Source organism: Sphingobium sp. ZW T5_29 (assembly GCF_044987515.1).
Classification (GTDB): Bacteria; Pseudomonadota; Alphaproteobacteria; order Sphingomonadales; family Sphingomonadaceae; genus Sphingobium.
On the sequence record NZ_JBJDRM010000010.1, the window covers coordinates 52266 to 69123 of the forward strand.

The window sequence follows — 16858 nt, forward strand, 5'->3', positions numbered from 1 at the left end:
TGACGCATCAGGACACAAAGCGCCCCGCCTCCATCCACGACAAAATGGCCAGCGCCCCCCGTTCGGACGAAGATTGCGCGCCCGCCGACATGGTATAATCGAAAATCGACTGCTGCTGCGCACGATAATGCAGGCCACGTTCGCGATAGGCGGGCAACAGGGGGAAAAGCGCGTCCGCAGATCGCACCACATCCCCCGCGCTCCACGACAGATAGGGCAGCGCCTCATCCTGTGGGCGGCTATGCGTATCGATGAAGAAAGCGGGCCGGGGCCGGTAGAGAAATTCGTAAATCTGGCTGCTGACATCGCCGATATAGGCGTCACTACCCAGCGTATAGCTCATGTCGCAAAGACGCTCGCTGTCCACGTCGATATGGATGTTGGACAGGCCCCGCCAGCGCGGATCAAGGTCGGGCCGCCGCTTCATCACCCGATATTCCGGCGAGATATGCAGCTTCTTGCGGAACAGCATGATGTGCGGCGCGAATATCAGGTTGAAGTCGCGCCCCGCATTAAATGCAAACCAGTTGATGATGGCGTGGCCATGGCCATACCAGCTCGACAGATAGGGATCGAAATGGGGATTATATAAAAATGTCGGCCGGTCATCGCTGAAAAAGGACGGCCGCGCGTCCCTGTCGATCAGGTCGAACTTGGGATAACCGATGATGGCGATCGCATCCGGCCGCGCCAGCCCATGGCTCAGCATTTCGTCGGCGACCTTCTGGCCTGACACCAGCATCGCGTCGAAATGCGCCATGGCGGGATGATAGGTCACGGACCGGTCGCCCGCGCCATGGGGTATGAAGATGAACTGCGGACCGCCCCCCTTCCACTCCCGCTTCAGCAGCAGGCAAGTGCGTTCCGGGCTGACGATCACCGCCGCATTGCGCAGCGCGGCGGCATGCCGCTTCAACCGCTCCATCCGCTCGGTCGGGGCGATCCGGTTGATCATCCGCACAACTGGCCCGACCCGGCCAAGCCCCAGATCATACCAGATGATGCGCGAAGCGGCCTCTTCGCCGACAATGTCCCGGACACCCTGCCCGATGGCTTGCGTGCCGAAAGCACAGACCAGCGGAAAATCCAGGGGTTTGCCCGCCAGCGCGCGAACTATCCCGGCGGTGTGCGCCAGCTGATGCGTGGCATCATGATTGAACAGGAATATGACCGCTCCCGGCGGGATGGAATTGGGGTTAGCCCATTTCTGCATGCGGACATCTAGTAATGGCGAAGGCGACCACCGTCAAAGCAAGGCGGTTGAGGCAGCGTTATTTAAGGGCAAAGATCAGGAGTTTTCGGCGTCCAAGTTGGGCAGGTGCGACAAAACGATAATGGTCGCGCAGGGCCGACCACAATATTTTCCTCGTCACCATATTACTGCTGCTTGGCTTTGCTTCCGCGTCGGCGACGATGACGGAAGGACGCCGATCAAGCATCTCTTCCAACGCGTCGGGCACCGACACGCCCAGGGCGCTTGCTTCCTTGCGATGGCTCAGGTGACTTGGGAAGACAAAGCGTGTGCTGGTGCAGGCTCCCGTTAGGGAGTAAAGTATGGGTGGCCCCTCAAAGACGTGCAGGCATCCACCATTCAGATTTTTGGCCACAATTGACGATATTCGTTCGACCTGCTGCCGATTTCCTTCTTTCCTGAACTCGGAATAGACCTTTACGCCACCCGAAATTCCGCCTGTCAGCAGCAGCATGACGGCGAGAGGAGTGACCTTGCTGGATCTACCCAGAGCTGGTGAGGCCAGGACCGCGAGGGGCAGCAGGAGTGGCAAAACATAGTGATCATAGTAGCTGCCGAAAATCAGGTAACCCGCCGTTGCAGCAATGGTCCACATACGGACGAAGTACAGCTCGGCCCGCAATTGGCCGGTGGCGATTGCCGCTTTCCTGGTTACCACCACCGCCGCGATCCAGAACGGCGTCAGCAGAGCAACGCTGATCGCCAGGCGACGCCAGGCCTCCCAAAGCGGCTCTTGTCGACCAAAAACAGACAGGAAATTAGCTTGGATAAACGTGCCTGCTTCTCCCAGCGATGCGTAATAGGCCAACGCCGCGCCTGTGGGCAGCAGTGCGCATGACACCCAGGCGAGCGCATGCAGCACTAACGCAAGCCAGCTTGCGCGCTCCCGCCAGCATTGCCACATCAGGGCAAGGCCAATGAAAACCCCCTCGAAAACAACCGAATATTTGACCTGAATCGCGCTCCCCAGCAGCAGCATGATGCCCATGCCTTTCAGGAGCAGGGATCCTTCCTTCGGACCCGCTAAAACTCTCATCGTGCCCAGCACGGCGGCGATCACGATCAGATTGTAAAATACTGGTGATTGGCCTCCGACCCCGCGAAAAGTAAGCAGGAACAGCAAATAACCGACGCCGGCGACCGTTGCGCCGACAGGCTCCGAAATACGCAAGCAAACCCGGTAAACCATGAACGCGGTCGCCGCCGCGGCCACACAGGCGGCTAACTGATAGACATAAATGCTGCCGCCTAGCGTACTCGCCCAATAAATGACAAATAATCCTATGGGTTTGCGGTCCCATATGTCAATATGAGGGAGCATTCCCATGTGCATGCGCTGCCCGACCAGCAGATAGAATTGTTCATCAATGTGAATGACGGGATTGCCGAACATGGGTGAGCGCGACAACAGCGCCACGACAATGAACAGTAGCGCTGGCCAGAGCCAATCATTGCGCCAATGAACGGCGCGATACTCGCCCGTCACTTTCGACGCCAAGTGAAGAATGACGACGCTACGAAGTTCCAAACCGCACCGATGACCGCACCTGCAATTCCGGCAACCCACCAGCGCTCATTTCCAAGGTACAGAAATGATGCGGCCCCGACATTTGCAATCGCGCCGATACCACACACTGCGTAAAAGCTCAGAAGGCCTCCAAGCATTCGCCATCCCCGCAGCTGACGATCACGATATGTCAGAATATTGTTCAGGGTGAAATTGGACGCGATGGCAACCGCCACCGCCATTGATTGAGCTACGACGAAAGATGCATTCAAGGACAGCATCAATCGCAACAGCAACAAGTGAACCAACAGGCCGGAACCACCCACAGCTGCAAACAGAAAGAGGCGAGCGGGAATAAAGCGGCCCGTTTTCTTTTCCAGAAGCAACAACAGGAAATCGATGGAGACGTTGACGTCCAACTTACTCTCCCCGGCCGTTCGGCAACGGAAATGATAAGGGACCTCTGACACCTTCAGCCTGCCCGGACTGGACATCAATATGTCCAGGAGGATTTTGAAGCCGATTAGACTGAGCCGCGGCATCAGATCGACAACCAGTTCGCGCCGCACGGCGAGAAATCCACTCATCGGGTCGCTTACGGGATTCTTGTTGACGCGCGCTGCAACGGCCGTGGCAAAGCGGCTGATCAAGGCTCTGCTCTGCGCCCAGGACCCAAGGGAGCCATTGTGAGCGTAGCGTGTGCCAAGAGCCACATCAGCTCCATCTTCAACACATTGCAACAGCTTGGGGAGGGCATCCTCGTCATGCTGCATGTCCGCATCCATCACCGCCACGATAGGGGCAGCGGTGGCCATCATCCCTTCGACTGCCGCCGAAGATAGCCCTCGCCGACCGAAGCGGCGGATGAGCCGAACATTGAAATGTTGATCCATCAGCCGATAGATCGCCTCTGGCGTACCGTCTCGCGAATTATCATCGACGAATATGACTTCCCAACCTCGGTCGGGCATGACAGCCTGAATCTTCGCGAAAAGCGGCTCGACGTTATCTCGTTCCTCGAAGGTAGGGATGACTACGCAGTAACGGGGCGATGCCCATTCCTGCTCCGCAGAAGGAAGAGTGGTCTTGAGATTGTGCATATTTACCGCCGCTGACAGGACCGTCGCCCTAAGCGCTGCGCATCGCTAACACAATCCTTCTTTCCACCACCGAAACATCTAAAAGCAAAGTGTGCTACCGTTAAACCTGACAGTTGCTGTAGAAAAATCCCCTTCAAACGACCATCGTGGAAACCCACCATCCCGGCAGCGCCGCCGCGGCCAGGCATGTGCCCAACGGCACGCGGGTCTGCCGGTCCACCGCCCTTCCCAGCGCCAGGCTGGCCAGCACCGCCATCAATCCCAGGCTGGACGCCGCCAGCAATATGAAAGGCAGCGCCTGCCAGCCAAACCATGCGCCCAACGCGCCCAGCAGCTTGGCGTCGCCCAGCCCCAGCCCATCGCGCCCCCGCATCAGGCGATAGGCGACCGCGACGGCCAGCAGGCTAGCATAGCCCACCCCCGCCCCGATCAGCCGGTCGGTCAGGATCGGGCTGGTAATCCACAGCCCGACCGTCAATCCCAGGAACGCGAGCGGCAGGGTCAGCGCGTCGGGCAGCCAGAAATGCCGCCAGTCGAGCACCGCCAGCACCAGCAGCATCCATCCAAGCAACGCCCACCCCGCCCCGACCAGCCCCGGCGCAAAGCCAATCGCCAGCGCACCGATGATGGCGCATCCGGCTTCCACGCGCCCATGCAGCGGATCGATCGCCGCCCCGCAGGTCCGGCAACGCCCACGCTGCGCCAGCGCGCTCAGCAACGGCACCAGGTCCAATATGCTCAGCACCCGCCCGCATCCGTCACAGGCGGAACGCCCCCGCGCCACGCTGCGGCCATCGGGCCAGCGCAGGATCAGCGTCGCCAGGAAACTGCCCGCAATCGCCCCGGCGATCCCACCCAGGCAGGCGGCCAGCGGATCGATCACAGCGTCCCTTCGACCTTCAGCACGCGCGCTCCGCCCACGCCTGCAAATCCCGCCTTGGCCAGCGCGTCAGCCAGCGTCGCGTCCGCCGTCTCCACTCGCATCTCCGCCACATAGCGGCCCGACCGCCAGATGCGCAGGTTCAGCTTTTCCATGCCCGACTGACTGGCCAGCGGCAGCAGCAGCGCGTCGCCATCGCAACTCGCCGTCCCCGACAACCCCTGGCTCAGGTTCAGGCCGGGGAACTGCCCCGCCATCTGCGCCTTCACCCGCCCTTCGGCATGGCCGCACCGGTCGCCGGAGAAATAGGCGCTCACATCCTCCATCACCAGGCTGCCAATCGGCAAGGGCGTGAACGTCCGCCCCAGCGGCACCGCGCCGGTCACATCGTCCACGCCCGCGCGTCCGAACCCGACTGTCAGCGCACCGCTGATATCGTCCGCCGCGCCGCTGCGCCGCTCTATGTCGAACCGCGCTCGGCCCATCAGCAGCGACACCGGGGAAAGCGCCGCGCGCACCGACCCCAGCGGCATCGTCCCCAGCATCAATTGGTCGATCCGCCCGCTCCATATCGTGCCCCGCACATCCCGCGCCGCCACGCCGACCCGCTCCATCCCCGCAAGGCCCAGCGCAATCCGCATCGGCATGAACAGAATGAATCCCAACGCGAACAGCAGGATCAGCGCCAGCCGCGCCCGACGCGACAGATGAAGCCCCATCATTGCCCTGCCCCCCGCACCAGCACGGCCTGTACCGAAAGGCTGCCCTGCGTGGCGGAGGGCCGCGCGCTGATCGTATCGACCCGAACCCCCTGCGCCTCAAGCGCCGCCAGCCAGGAAAACAGCGCCACCGGCCGCACCGACGCCATGGCGATTTCCACCCGGTTCGCCCCCTGCGCCTGCGCGCGCTCCAGCGTCAGCCCCGCCTCGCCAGCCGCCTGCCCGATCAGCTGGTCGACCGGAGCCACCGCAGCGCTCGTCGCAGCATTGCGGGGCAACGACTTCAGCAGCTTAACCTTCGTCCTGATGTCGGCATTGCGGTCCGTCGCCTGCGCCAGCGCATCCCGCGCCGACCGCTGCCCCGCCTGAAGCGGCCACAGAACCCCAACCCACAGGATCACCACGGCCAGCATGGCGACCATGACGCCCAGCATCCATTGTTCGCGGGGCGACCGATCGGCCCACGACGCCTTCATCCGTTCCATCATGATTGCACCGTAATGTCCGCCAGCGTCCGCCCGCCCGGATCCTGGGATGGGGTCGCCGTTATCGTGAATCCCGCCGCCTGCAGGGCAATCAGCACCCGATTGATCTCATCCGCCTTCGCCGCAGCCATCGTCGCGCGGATCATGCCGTCGGGATCGCGCGACAATGCCGTCAAAGACACGCCCGGCTCGGCCTGGATCGCCGCCAGCAGCCCGGCGACCGGCGCGGTAAAGGCATAGGCACCCGCGCCCCGCTCGGCCAGCCGCCGGTCCATCTCCGCCTCGGCCACGTCCAGATTGTCGGCACCCGGCGCCACCTCCCGCGCCAGCGTCAGGCTTTCCGCATCCAACCGGCCCGCCGTCACATGCTCGCGCGCCATGCCGATCAGCGCGATCATCAGGCTAATGATCAGTATCAGCCCGCTCCACAACATGATCCGGCCCAGCGTCCGCTTGTCGACCGAACGGCGCACCCGCTTGGCAAAATCCCCCTGGCGCAGGTCCAGCGGCGGATCGGTCAGCGCGGCCGCCGCCGTCGCCATCACCTGTTCGGCAGGCACGTCGCGCACCGGCGCATCGCCGACAATCTGCGCCAAGGCAATGTCGCCGGGCAGCGCGAAATCCACCCCCCGCAACACCGTGTCGCCGCCAACCATGCCCCGGCTGAACCCTTCATCCGGTTCGGGCAGCAACAGGGCCGCAGGCACGATGATATCCGGGTCCAGCCCATGATGCTGCGCCCATAGCAGCCAATGCTGCAAATCGGCCCGCGCCGCCACCGCGACGATATGCGGGCAGGCGGGGTCCTCATTCCGGTCCGCGACAGCGAACAGTTGATCGGCGGGCACGATCCCCGCCGCCAGCGCCGCCAATCGCGCCGCGGCCCGGCCCTGACGCGGCGGCAGATCGGGATGACGGGTCCAGTGCAGCGTCACCAGCGCGGCGGGCGGCACCAGCATGACCACCGCGCCCTGCGGCAACTCCGTCAATCCGCATTCCGCCAGCCAGTTCGCGCCGGTCCCCTGCTGCACGACCGCGCCATCAGCCATGCGCATCCACAACGGTTCACCCTGTTCGGCCAGAAAGACGATCAGTCCATCGCGGACAATCATGCGCCCGCTCCCCAACTGCGGCGGATCAACCTTGCCGGATTTTCCCGCGCATCCACCAGCGCCTGTTCGACCACCTCTGTTCCCCCGACACCCACCGTCACTTCCACCCCGAAAAATCCTGTCGTCAATTTGACCTGCTGCCCGACTTCTTCCAGCGGATTGATCCCCTGGCGCGCCAATGGCGCCCAGAATTGCACCGTGCTGCCGTAACCCTCCACGGGCCGCCGCGCCAGTAGCTCGCGCGCCTGCCCAACGCTGATCTGCCCTTGCAACAACATCGCGAACAGGGGAGCCTGCGACGGCAACAGCGTATTGATGTTGATCGGCGACAACTCCGCCGTCGGCAATGCACAGACCCAGGGCCGCACCACATCATAAATGGCGGGCGTCACCCCCGCCACCGCCCGTAATTCGCTGGCATCGATCATGAACCGGTTGGCGGCGCGATAGGGTCGGACGGCCTGTGCATAGCTTTCATCCTCCGCCCCGCCCGGCTGTGGAACGCTGTCCGTATCGACCCAGTCACCCAGCGACGACGCCGCCACCTGCGCCTGTCGCGCGTCCACGCCCAACGTCTGCAACAACGCCTGAAACTGCAATATGCCGACCGGGCGGACCTTCAGATTGGCCTCATTCTCGCCCACCACCACGCTGTTCAGGTTGAAACAATTGCCGCCATCCGTCACCCGCGCCGTCGCCATCCCGCCGGGCACCGCAATGGGCTGCGCCGTGCCCATCCAGTTGCCCGCCAGCGTCGTCTTTCCCGGATTGGCCGCGACCAGATCGCCAATCCTGATCCGCGCAATCTCCACGCCCGCGTCGGCAAAGGCGCGCGCCTGATCGATCGACCCGCCATTGCCGGTCATGCGCGTCGCCAGCGCCAACCGCTCCAGCGCGGTGGCAGCGACCACCGCCATGACAGCGACCAGCAACAGGACCGTCAGCAACGCCGCGCCCCGCTCATTGGACGGGGGACCGTCAACCAACGGCTGCCTCCCCTTCCACCACGTGCTTTTCGGCTGGACCAGGTCCGACCAGGAACCGCAATGTCACCGGGGGTTCGCCCGTGCGCGTCACCGTCATTTCGACCGCGCGCGGCATCAGGTCGGGCTGGGTCGGCGTCCACTCCCCGCGCCATTCCCCCTGCGCATCGCGAAAACGCAGCGCCACATCATCGACATGGTCCAGCAGGACGGCAGGCTCATCGCCCGCAGCGCCATCGACCTGCACATAGGTGCGCCGCTCCAGCCGCCCCTGCCGCACCCAATATTCGACCTTCTGTAACGAAGGCCGCGGCATATCGCCCAGATTGTCCCAGCCGCCACGCACGAACTGCATGACCGGCACGGCCTCATCCTCTCGATGCGACCAAAAAGCGGGGGCCAGCGTCCCCGTTTCGGTGCGGCTGATGCGCGGCGCCGCCTGTCCCAGATCGGCGGCTAGCGCCCCACCGGCACGCTGCACCGCCGCCAGATCATCCAGCCTTGTCTTGATCTGCGCCTGCGCCGACACGCTGTTTCCCAACAGCAATACGCCCGCCGACGCCAGCATGGCAAAGATCATCAGCGCGACCAGCAGTTCGATCAGCGTAAAGCCGCCCTGCCCTTCCGCCAAAGTCGATCCGCTGGCATCGCCCCGCATCATGGCATCACCCGGACAAAGCTCAGCACGACGGGCGACGACCCGGCCTGCCCGTCCACCTTCAGGTCGACCTGCAACAGCCGCTTGTCGTCCATCGCCTTGACCTCGCGCTCCCAGCGCCAGCGACGGCCACCATTGTCCACTTCCCCCTCTTGGGTGCCCAGCGATGGCGGTGCGGGGTCGGTCTGCATATCCACCATCAGGTTGCGCGCGACGATCTGCCCCAGCGCCTTGCTGTCCAAATCCGCCGCCGTCCGCAAAGTCACCCCCTGCAACCGCACAAGCGCCAGCGCGGCCAGACTGAACACCGCCAACGCAACCAGCATCTCCAGCAGCGTAAACCCCGCGTCCTTCCCCCCCCCTGTTCCTGCGCAGGCAGGAACCCAGTCCCGACGGCACGGCTCGGCACGCCCAAGCGACCCTTGCTCAACCACCGACCATGACCTTCCCGGCCATATCGACCGTCACCGCCACCCGCTCCGCTTCCCGCGCCAGCGTCACGGTCATGGGGTCAGTGGGCAGGCCCGTTCCATCGAACCCGATCTGCTGCCGCCCGTCCTTCCCCACCAGCGCGCGCGTGCCGGGCTTCCAGTTGGCGCTGACAAATGGCTTGTCCTCCACAGCCACCCATTGCCGCCCCTCACGACGCTGAAAGCCATATCCCGACGCGGAAACCCACACGCCCATGGGGCGGGACGTGACGACCGCTTCATCGCGCGCGGCGGCGACGCGCGCCGCAAAGCGATCAGCATCGTCCACCACCCGCCCGCGCGGATCGGGCATGGCGATCACGACGGCAGCCGAAATGAAGCCGATGATCGTCAGCACGACCATCAACTCGATCAAGGTAAAGCCATTCCCCTTGGCCCGGCGAAGCCCTTCAACTTCGCTCAAGGCCAACGGAGGAACCGTCGGCTCAAAGCTCGCTGGAAAATATATCCGCATTCTCACTCTCGCCGCCCGGCTGGCCATCGGCGCCCAGCGAACTGATGTCGAACGCGCCCTTTCGTCCCGGCACCGCATAGCTGTAGGCGCGGCCCCACGGATCATCGGGCAGCTTCTTGATATAGCCACCCCGCCGATAACGCTGCGGCTGCGCCAGCGACGCCGGTGGGCTGATCAGCGCCTGCAAACCGTCGGTCTGTGCAGGGTAGCTCAGATTATCCAGCCGATACTGCTCCAGCGCCTGTTCGATCGTGGAAATGTCCGCCTTCGCCTTTTCAACGCGGGCTGTATCGGTGGCCGGAATGACGTTGATCGCAACAATCGTCGCCAACAGGCCGATGATCACGATGACCACCATCAACTCCACCAGGGTAAAGCCATTTTCCCCGCTGGGCACTTCGTGCTCCTGCGAAGGCAGGAGCCCAGTCCCACCATCCGAATAATCGCCCCGACGATCACCCAACTCGCACTCCTGCGAATGCAATCGAGCGAAACGGGTGCCTCGCGAAAGCCCAGTCCCACGCTCTGAACCAGGCTCCTGCCTGCGCAGGAGCACGTCGCTCACCAACTTCATCTGGATATTCATATAAACTCCTTCAGGCCCCCGTAAGGCTCTGCAATTGCAGGATGGGCAGCAGGATGGACAGGATGATGACGGCGACAATGCCGCCCATCAATATGATGATGACGGGTTCCAACATGGCCAGCGCGGCGGACGTGAAACTGTCAAACTCCCGCTCCAGATAATCGGCCGCGCGTTCCAGCATCGTGTCCAGCCGCCCGGCGCTCTCGCCACTCGCGGCCAGATAGACCAGCAACGGCGGGAATACCCCCGCCCGCCGCAGCGCCGCCGACAGGCTCCCGCCACCGCGAATGGACTCGACAATCTCCTCCGACGCCTGCCGCAGCACCCGGTTGTGCACCGTCTGCGTGGTCAGCACCAACCCCTCCATCAGGGGAAGTCGGCTCGCCACCATCGTCGACAATGTCCGCGCCATCCGAGCGGCATGCAGGTCACGGATCAAGCGGCCCAGCAAAGGCAGCCGCAGCATCATGCCATCGAACCGATAGCGAAAGCCCTCTACCTTCAACGCCCGCCAGAACCCGACCGCGCCAAGGACCATCAATATCGCAAGCAGCCACCAGTAACCGGCCAGAAAAGCCGAAAGCCCCATCACCATCCGCGTCAGCAACGGCAGGTCCTGCCCGACCGTATCGAATTGCTCCACGACCTTGGGCACGACAAAGATCATCAGCGCCGCGACAACGGCGACTGCGAAAACCGCCAGCACGCTGGGATAGGCGATGGCCGTCAGCACCTTCGACCGGATGACCGCCTGCCGTTCCATCAAGTCGGACAGCCGTTCCATGATGATAGGCAGGCTGCCAGAACTCTCGCCCGCCGAAATCATCGCGCGATACAGCGGCGGAAAGCTCCGTGGCTCCGCACCCAGCGCGTCGGCCAGCCTTCGGCCCTCCATCACGCCGGAATGCACCTTGCTCACAATGGCCTGGACATGCCCATGTTCGCTCTGCCGCCCGATGGTGCGCAGCGCCTCTTCCAGCGGACTGACTTCGATCAGCGTCGCCAGTTGCCGGGTGAACAGCGTCAATTCTTTCCCCGACAGCCGGGGCGCGCGCAGCGACAGCCCGGCCCGCTTGCGCGCAACCTCTGCGGCGCCCGCTTCCAGCCGTACGACGAACAGCTTGCGCGCATCCAGCCGCGCGCGGGCGTCGTCGATCGTCGCCGCCTTGACCGATCCCTTGCGTTCCTTCCCCGCCGGATCGATGGCGATATAATCATATTCAGCCATCGCCGATGGTTTCCACCTCGGCGGCGTCGCGACGCGACACCCGGATCGCTTCTTCCGCCGTGGTCTGCCCATCGCGCACCAAAGCCCGCGCCGCCGAACCCAGATTGGGCGCGTTCAGGAAAGCATGGCGCGCGATCAGCGATTCATCGCCGCCATCGTTGATCAGGCGGCGGATGGTGTCATCCACACGGATCGCCTCGAACACGCCGATCCGGCCCTTGTAGCCCGTGCCGTTGCACTCGTCGCATCCGCGCGCGCGATAGATGATCGTTCCGGGGTCGAAACCAAGCAGCGCGCTGGCCGACTTGTCCGCCTGCACCGGCTCCCGGCAATGCTGGCACAGCCGCCGCACCAGCCGCTGGGCGACGACAGCGCGCAGGGTCGACGCCAGCAGGAACGGTTCGACCCGCATGTCCCGCATCCGCGTGATCGCACCCACCGCATCGTTCGTGTGCACGGTCGACAGCACCAGATGGCCCGTCAACGAAGCCTGCACAGCGATCTCCGCCGTCTCACGGTCGCGGATTTCGCCCACCATCACCACGTCGGGGTCCTGCCGCAGAATGGCGCGCAAGCCCGCCGCGAACGTCAGCCCGACCTTCGCATTCACCTGCGTCTGGCCAACGCCCTCCATCGCATATTCAACCGGGTCCTCGACCGTCAATATGTTGCGCGACCCATCATTCAGCGTGCGCAGCCCGGCATAAAGCGTCGTCGTCTTCCCCGACCCGGTCGGCCCGGTAACCAGGATGATGCCATTCGGTTCTTGCAGTCCCTCGCGAAAAATCCGGTCCGCCGCCCCCGCCATGCCCAGCAGGTCCAGGTTCATGCCCACATTTTCCTTGTCCAGGATACGCAGCACCACCCGCTCGCCCGCCCTGCTGGGCAGGGTCGACACGCGCACGTCCAACAGCTTGCCGCCCAGCGTCAGGCCAATGCGGCCATCCTGCGGCACGCGCCGCTCGGCAATGTCCAGCCGGGCCATGACCTTGATGCGGCTGACGACCACCGGCGCGACATGCGGCGGCATGCGCAACGTTTCGCGCAGCACGCCATCGACGCGCATCCGCACGATCAGCCCCGTTTCATATGGCTCGATATGAATGTCCGAAACACCCTGCCGCGCCGCTTCGGCGATGATGCCGTTGATCAGGCGGATGGCGGGCGCATCGTCCGCGCTGTCTAGCAAGTCGTCCGCCGTCGGAATATCCGCCGCCAATATGTCCAGTTCGTCCGCGCCGACGTCCAGCGACCCTGCCATGGCGGCGGCGCTTCCTTCCATCGCATAATGGTCGGACAGGTGCCGATCGAACTGCGGTCCATCGACAAAGCGCACGTCAAAGCTGCGCGCCAGATGCCGCCGCACCTCCAGCAGCACGCGCGGATCGCTCCCTTCGCGCACCGCTATGGTCAGCCGATCGCCTTCAGGCGGCAGCATCACCACGCCATGTTTGCGCGCAAAGACATAGGGTATGTCGACAGCGCGCGGCGCGGCGTTGATGTCGGTTTCGGCTTCGCTCACCGCTGCCCCCCACTTGCCGGAATATCCACCGGCCGCACCACGCCGCTCGACTGCCGCATCGTCGGCTCGATCACTTGCGCCGGGGCAGCAGCCGCCGCGGCAGGCTCCACCACCGCATCGCCCGGCTGCATCGGAGCCGGCGGGGTCGCGCCCATATAGTCGCGCACCAATTCATCGATGCCCGGTTCGGCATCCGGGTTGCGCGCCAACTGCATGCCCCGGACATAGCCGTAGCGCTGCTGCGTCAGCTTTTGCGCATCCTCCTTTGACCGCAGGATCGTCGGACGGATAAACACCATCAGGTTTGTTTTCGTCCGGCTCTTGCTGCGCGACTTGAACAGCTCGCCCAGCCCCGGAATGTCGGACAGCAGCGGGATACGCTCGATCGTCTTGCGCTCATTGTCGTCCAGCAACCCGCCCAGCGCCAATATCTCGCCATCGTCCACCGTCACCATCGTTTCGATTTCGCGCTTGTTGATGATGAGGTCGCTATTATTGTTGCTGACCGGCCCGGCGACGCTGGACACTTCCTGATGCAGGAACAGCTTGATCGCGCCGCCCGTATTGATCTGCGGCTTCACCTCCAGCTTGATGCCGACATCCTGCCGCTGGACCGTTCGGAACTGATTATCGAAATTCTGCGACAGCGCCTCGCCGGTGGTGATCGGCACCTGCTGCCCGACCAGGATCGACGCCTTCTGGTTGTCCATCGTCATGACGGACGGCGTGGACAGGATATTGCTGTCCGTATCCGACCTCACCGCATTGATGATCGCGCCGAAAATGCCGTTGCTGCCCAGCCGCGTGGCGACCCCGCCAAAACCGCCGGTCGCGTTCATCAGGGTATCGACCGCCGCCTGCTGCAACGTCCCGGCCAGCGCGCTATTCTCGGTCGTGGTCGTGGTCGTCGTCACCCCGCCATTGACGACGGTGGTCGTCGACTTGCCCAGCTCATTGGCCCCGATCGCGCCTGCAATAGTCAGCAAATTGGGCGATGCGTTGGAATAGTTGGTCGCGGCAAAGCCCGTCTTTGTGCTGCCGATCAGGAATTGCACGCCCAGCTTCCTGGCCGCCGCGTCGCTGATCTCGACGATGATCGCCTCCACCAGAACCTGCTCGCGCCGGGTGTCGATCTGGCGGATCGTTTCGCCCAGCATGCGCTGCACATCGTTGTTCGCGGCGACGATGATGGCGTTCGCACCTTCATAGCGCGTGACAATGGCTGGCCCCCGCGTGGAAATCCCGTTGCCACCCGATCCGCTACCTGACACGCCGATAGCGGCGGCTGGCGCGGGTGCCGCCCCATCCCCGCCCGCAGGCGCGACCGCCGTCACCGGCTGGCTGGTGGATTGCCCGACCAGTTGCTGCAACACCGGCAACAATTTTTCGGCGTCGGCATGTTCCAGCCAATAAACACGTATCTCGGTCCCGCTCGCCGCCTGCCGGTCAAGGTCGCGCGCCATTTGCGCCAGCCGCGTGACGGTCCCGGCGTCACCCCGGATAGCCACGGCGTTGCTGCTGTCGATCGGCACGATCGTGGCGGCGCGCACGGCCCCTTCGCCGCTGCCGCTGTGCACCAGCGCCTGAAGCGATGTCGCAATCTCGCGCGCGCCCGCATTACGCAACAGCACCGTCTGGGTCGCTGCCGTGTCCCGATCGATGCGCGCGATCACCTGCCTTATGCGCCCGATATTGTCGGCATAGTCCGCCACGACGACGCTGTTGCCAGCGCGATTGGCCGTCACCGATCCATCCTTGCTGACCAATGGCCGCAGCGTTTCCAGCGCACTGGCCGCATCGATGGAGCGCAGGCGGAAAACTTCCGTCACGAACTGATTGCGACTGCTCGACCGCCCGACAAGGCCGGGCTGTCCGGCCGCTCCATCGGCGGGCTGAATGCGGTAGGCCCCACCCGGCCCCGGCACGGCGACCAGTCCATTGGCGCGCAGGGTCGACAGGAAAATCTCGAAATATTCCGATCTCGACAATGGCCGGTCGGTCACGACCGACACTTTTCCCTGCACGCGATTGTCGATGATGAATGTTCGCCCGGTGACGCGCGCTGCGTCCTGGATGAAGGCGCGAATATCGGCGTCCCGCACGTTCAACGTTTGCTGGGCCATGGCTGGCGGCATGATCGGCGCGGCCAGCACCATGGCGAGCGCGGCGGAAATAAGGAGTTTTCTGGTCATTGGCCCTGCAGGATCAGGTTGATCGTAGCGAGGCCAGCGCCTCGTTCTACGGTTAGGGAAATGCGCGCGCCCGGCATGATCTTGCCTTGCAACGCCTGCAGATCACTGGCCGAACCCACCGGCTGGCCATCAATCTGGGTGACGACATCGCCGGGCTGGAAACCGGCATTCTGGAACGACGGCCCCTTCGCGGACAGGATCAGTCCGGTGACGCGCCCATTTTGCAATCGGGGCGTGAACCCAATGTCACGCTTCAGGCCGTCCGCGCCCGGATTGTCGATCCCCGCCGCGCTGGCCGGACCTTCACCATCCGCCGATCCGGGGACAGGAGCAGCAGGCGCGGGCTGCGACTGGTCCAGGAAGACCTGTTCCTCCGCCCCGCCCCGATCGATGATGATATGGTCGAACGCCACGCCTTTCAGCACGACCCCCGGCATGATCTCGTCCCCGATCGCATAGCTGTTCTGCACGTCGTCAGGGCCAGCAACGATGGCGGAGCCAAGCCCCGATCCTTCGTTCAGGCGGATGCCATAGACCTTCAGCGCCAGGGATGTGACGACACCCCCATTGGCCGCTTGCGCCGGGACACCGCGATTGAACGGATCAAATGTGGAAAACAGCGCCTGCCGCGCTTCGACGCCGGGAAATTGCGCCTGCCGTCCCGCCCAGGGACCAAAGCTGCCGACCGGCGTCAGCACGGCCAGCACCAGCCTTGCACATTGCAGCGCAACAAGCGCCAGCAACAGCTTCTCAGCCACGGCCAACCAGTCGACAGGTTTCAGGCGGCGGCCCCAACCCCCTATATTGTCGGTGAATGGCACCCGCATCGGCCTGCTAGTCCCCCCTAGTTACCCCCGCCTGCTAGAAACTTGTTCTTACGGCTGAATGACAGTCATGTGACGTGAATGTGACAGGGCGCAAATGGCCAGCGACGATGCTTGCTTTTCCAGCGTCGAACGATAGCGTGGCCCAGATTTTCCTTCATTTCCACCTTTTGACGGACTCTTCATGCCTTCCGATCATCCGCCCACGGCGCCCGACGCAGACCCCGCGCGGATCGCGGCCCTTCCACGCGTTCAGCGTGTGCCCAGCCGTGACCTGACGCTCTTCATCCAACGCGATTTTCTGGCTCCTTCGGAATGCGCCGCCTTGATCGACCGGATCGAACACAGGCGGCGGCCTTCCGCCATCGCCGACGCCAACGGGGACACTGTTTTCCGCACCAGCGAAACCTGCGACCTTGATATGGCGGACCCTTTGGTGGCGCAGATCGACGCAAGGCTGGCCGCCTTCGCCGGGATCGACCCGGCCTATGGCGAACCGATCCAGGGCCAACGCTATACGGTCGGTCAGGAATTCAAGGCGCACACCGACTTTTTCGATCCCCACGGTGCCGATTACCCGCGCTACTGTTCAGTATCGGGCAACCGCACCTGGACACTGATGGTCTATCTCAACCAGCCGCACGCAGGAGGCGCGACCCGCTTTGTAAAGATCGGCAAGACGGTGCAGCCCGAAACCGGCAAGCTGCTCGCCTGGAATAATCGCAACGACGCCGGACGTTGCAACGACGCCAGCCTGCACCACGGCATGAAGGTACGCAGCGGCGTCAAACATATCATCACCAAATGGTATCGCGAACGCCCCTGGGGCTAGGGCCTTCGCATCGCTTTTCCCGGAAAACCGGTT

The 16858-nt window shown here is 63.8% G+C and carries 16 protein-coding genes and 1 pseudogene; 1 reads left to right on the top strand and 16 read right to left on the bottom strand.

What is annotated here, in order from left to right:
- Positions 1 to 7: 7 nt before the first annotated feature.
- The 16 genes and pseudogenes from ACI3KQ_RS10110 to ACI3KQ_RS10185 form a co-directional block, all read right to left on the bottom strand.
- Positions 8 to 1213: a hypothetical protein gene (locus ACI3KQ_RS10110; RefSeq protein WP_404957217.1), complete on the bottom strand. Its 1206-nt coding sequence runs from the start codon at positions 1211 to 1213 to the stop codon at positions 8 to 10.
- A 58-nt stretch (positions 1214 to 1271) separates the two neighbouring features.
- On the bottom strand, positions 1272 to 2780 hold the full coding sequence (locus tag ACI3KQ_RS10115) for a hypothetical protein (protein WP_404957219.1): 1509 nt from the start codon (positions 2778 to 2780) through the stop codon (positions 1272 to 1274).
- Positions 2735 to 3859, bottom strand: coding sequence for a glycosyltransferase family 2 protein (locus tag ACI3KQ_RS10120; protein ID WP_404957221.1), 1125 nt, complete (start codon positions 3857 to 3859; stop codon positions 2735 to 2737). Before ACI3KQ_RS10120 ends, ACI3KQ_RS10115 begins: the two co-directional genes overlap by 46 nt.
- Positions 3860 to 3992: 133 nt before the next feature.
- Positions 3993 to 4742 carry a prepilin peptidase gene (locus tag ACI3KQ_RS10125; protein ID WP_404957223.1) on the bottom strand — a complete coding sequence of 250 codons (750 nt, stop codon included), beginning with the start codon at positions 4740 to 4742 and terminating at the stop codon, positions 3993 to 3995.
- On the bottom strand, positions 4739 to 5461 hold the full coding sequence (gene gspN, locus ACI3KQ_RS10130; RefSeq protein ID WP_404957225.1) for a type II secretion system protein N: 723 nt from the start codon (positions 5459 to 5461) through the stop codon (positions 4739 to 4741). The genes ACI3KQ_RS10125 and gspN overlap by 4 nt, the downstream gene beginning before the upstream one ends.
- The gene (gspM, locus tag ACI3KQ_RS10135; RefSeq protein WP_404957227.1) at positions 5458 to 5946 is read right to left on the bottom strand and encodes a type II secretion system protein GspM; all 489 of its coding nucleotides are present in this window, start codon (positions 5944 to 5946) and stop codon (positions 5458 to 5460) included. The genes gspN and gspM overlap by 4 nt, the downstream gene beginning before the upstream one ends.
- Entirely contained in the window at positions 5943 to 7055 is a 1113-nt protein-coding gene (gspL, locus tag ACI3KQ_RS10140; RefSeq protein WP_404957229.1) for a type II secretion system protein GspL, read from the bottom strand. Before gspL ends, gspM begins: the two co-directional genes overlap by 4 nt.
- The gene (gspK, locus tag ACI3KQ_RS10145; RefSeq protein WP_404957231.1) at positions 7052 to 8041 is read right to left on the bottom strand and encodes a type II secretion system minor pseudopilin GspK; all 990 of its coding nucleotides are present in this window, start codon (positions 8039 to 8041) and stop codon (positions 7052 to 7054) included. The genes gspL and gspK overlap by 4 nt, the downstream gene beginning before the upstream one ends.
- A complete protein-coding gene (gene gspJ, locus ACI3KQ_RS10150) occupies positions 8034 to 8699 on the bottom strand; it encodes a type II secretion system minor pseudopilin GspJ (RefSeq protein ID WP_404957233.1) in 666 nt (221 codons plus the stop codon). Before gspJ ends, gspK begins: the two co-directional genes overlap by 8 nt.
- Positions 8696 to 9040 (bottom strand): annotated as a pseudogene (gspI, locus tag ACI3KQ_RS10155) (type II secretion system minor pseudopilin GspI); the annotation flags it as partial. The gene gspJ and the pseudogene gspI, both read right to left, overlap by 4 nt.
- Positions 9041 to 9122: 82 nt before the next feature.
- The gene (locus ACI3KQ_RS10160) at positions 9123 to 9641 is read right to left on the bottom strand and encodes a GspH/FimT family pseudopilin (protein ID WP_404957235.1); all 519 of its coding nucleotides are present in this window, start codon (positions 9639 to 9641) and stop codon (positions 9123 to 9125) included.
- Positions 9613 to 10059, bottom strand: a complete 447-nt coding sequence (gspG, locus tag ACI3KQ_RS10165) for a type II secretion system major pseudopilin GspG (protein WP_404957411.1) — start codon at positions 10057 to 10059, stop codon at positions 9613 to 9615. Before gspG ends, ACI3KQ_RS10160 begins: the two co-directional genes overlap by 29 nt.
- 178 nt (positions 10060 to 10237) lie before the next feature.
- Positions 10238 to 11455: a type II secretion system inner membrane protein GspF gene (gene gspF / locus ACI3KQ_RS10170; protein WP_404957237.1), complete on the bottom strand. Its 1218-nt coding sequence runs from the start codon at positions 11453 to 11455 to the stop codon at positions 10238 to 10240.
- The gene (gene gspE / locus ACI3KQ_RS10175) at positions 11448 to 12977 is read right to left on the bottom strand and encodes a type II secretion system ATPase GspE (protein WP_404957239.1); all 1530 of its coding nucleotides are present in this window, start codon (positions 12975 to 12977) and stop codon (positions 11448 to 11450) included. The genes gspF and gspE overlap by 8 nt, the downstream gene beginning before the upstream one ends.
- Complete coding sequence (gene gspD / locus ACI3KQ_RS10180) at positions 12974 to 15169, bottom strand: type II secretion system secretin GspD (protein WP_404957241.1); 2196 nt, start codon at positions 15167 to 15169, stop codon at positions 12974 to 12976. Before gspD ends, gspE begins: the two co-directional genes overlap by 4 nt.
- A complete protein-coding gene (locus ACI3KQ_RS10185) occupies positions 15166 to 15996 on the bottom strand; it encodes a type II secretion system protein N (RefSeq protein ID WP_404957243.1) in 831 nt (276 codons plus the stop codon). Before ACI3KQ_RS10185 ends, gspD begins: the two co-directional genes overlap by 4 nt.
- Before the next feature lie 181 nt (positions 15997 to 16177).
- Here ACI3KQ_RS10185 and ACI3KQ_RS10190 point away from each other — a divergent pair, with 181 nt between their 5' ends.
- Entirely contained in the window at positions 16178 to 16825 is a 648-nt protein-coding gene (locus tag ACI3KQ_RS10190; RefSeq protein WP_404957245.1) for a prolyl hydroxylase family protein, read from the top strand.
- Positions 16826 to 16858: the final 33 nt, after the last annotated feature.

What these genes read in the sequence shown, in the direction of transcription:
- ACI3KQ_RS10110 (WP_404957217.1), bottom strand. Translation starts at nt 1,213, where the DNA reads ATGCAGAAATGGGCTAACCCCAATTCCATCCCGCCGGGAGCGGTCATA.
- ACI3KQ_RS10120 (WP_404957221.1), bottom strand. Translation starts at nt 3,859, where the DNA reads ATGCACAATCTCAAGACCACTCTTCCTTCTGCGGAGCAGGAATGGGCA.
- gspN (WP_404957225.1), bottom strand. Translation starts at nt 5,461, where the DNA reads ATGATGGGGCTTCATCTGTCGCGTCGGGCGCGGCTGGCGCTGATCCTG.
- gspM (WP_404957227.1), bottom strand. Translation starts at nt 5,946, where the DNA reads ATGATGGAACGGATGAAGGCGTCGTGGGCCGATCGGTCGCCCCGCGAA.
- gspL (WP_404957229.1), bottom strand. Translation starts at nt 7,055, where the DNA reads ATGATTGTCCGCGATGGACTGATCGTCTTTCTGGCCGAACAGGGTGAA.
- gspJ (WP_404957233.1), bottom strand. Translation starts at nt 8,699, where the DNA reads ATGATGCGGGGCGATGCCAGCGGATCGACTTTGGCGGAAGGGCAGGGC.
- ACI3KQ_RS10160 (WP_404957235.1), bottom strand. Translation starts at nt 9,641, where the DNA reads ATGCGGATATATTTTCCAGCGAGCTTTGAGCCGACGGTTCCTCCGTTG.
- gspF (WP_404957237.1), bottom strand. Translation starts at nt 11,455, where the DNA reads ATGGCTGAATATGATTATATCGCCATCGATCCGGCGGGGAAGGAACGC.
- gspD (WP_404957241.1), bottom strand. Translation starts at nt 15,169, where the DNA reads ATGACCAGAAAACTCCTTATTTCCGCCGCGCTCGCCATGGTGCTGGCC.
- ACI3KQ_RS10185 (WP_404957243.1), bottom strand. Translation starts at nt 15,996, where the DNA reads ATGCGGGTGCCATTCACCGACAATATAGGGGGTTGGGGCCGCCGCCTG.
- ACI3KQ_RS10190 (WP_404957245.1), top strand. Translation starts at nt 16,178, where the DNA reads ATGCCTTCCGATCATCCGCCCACGGCGCCCGACGCAGACCCCGCGCGG.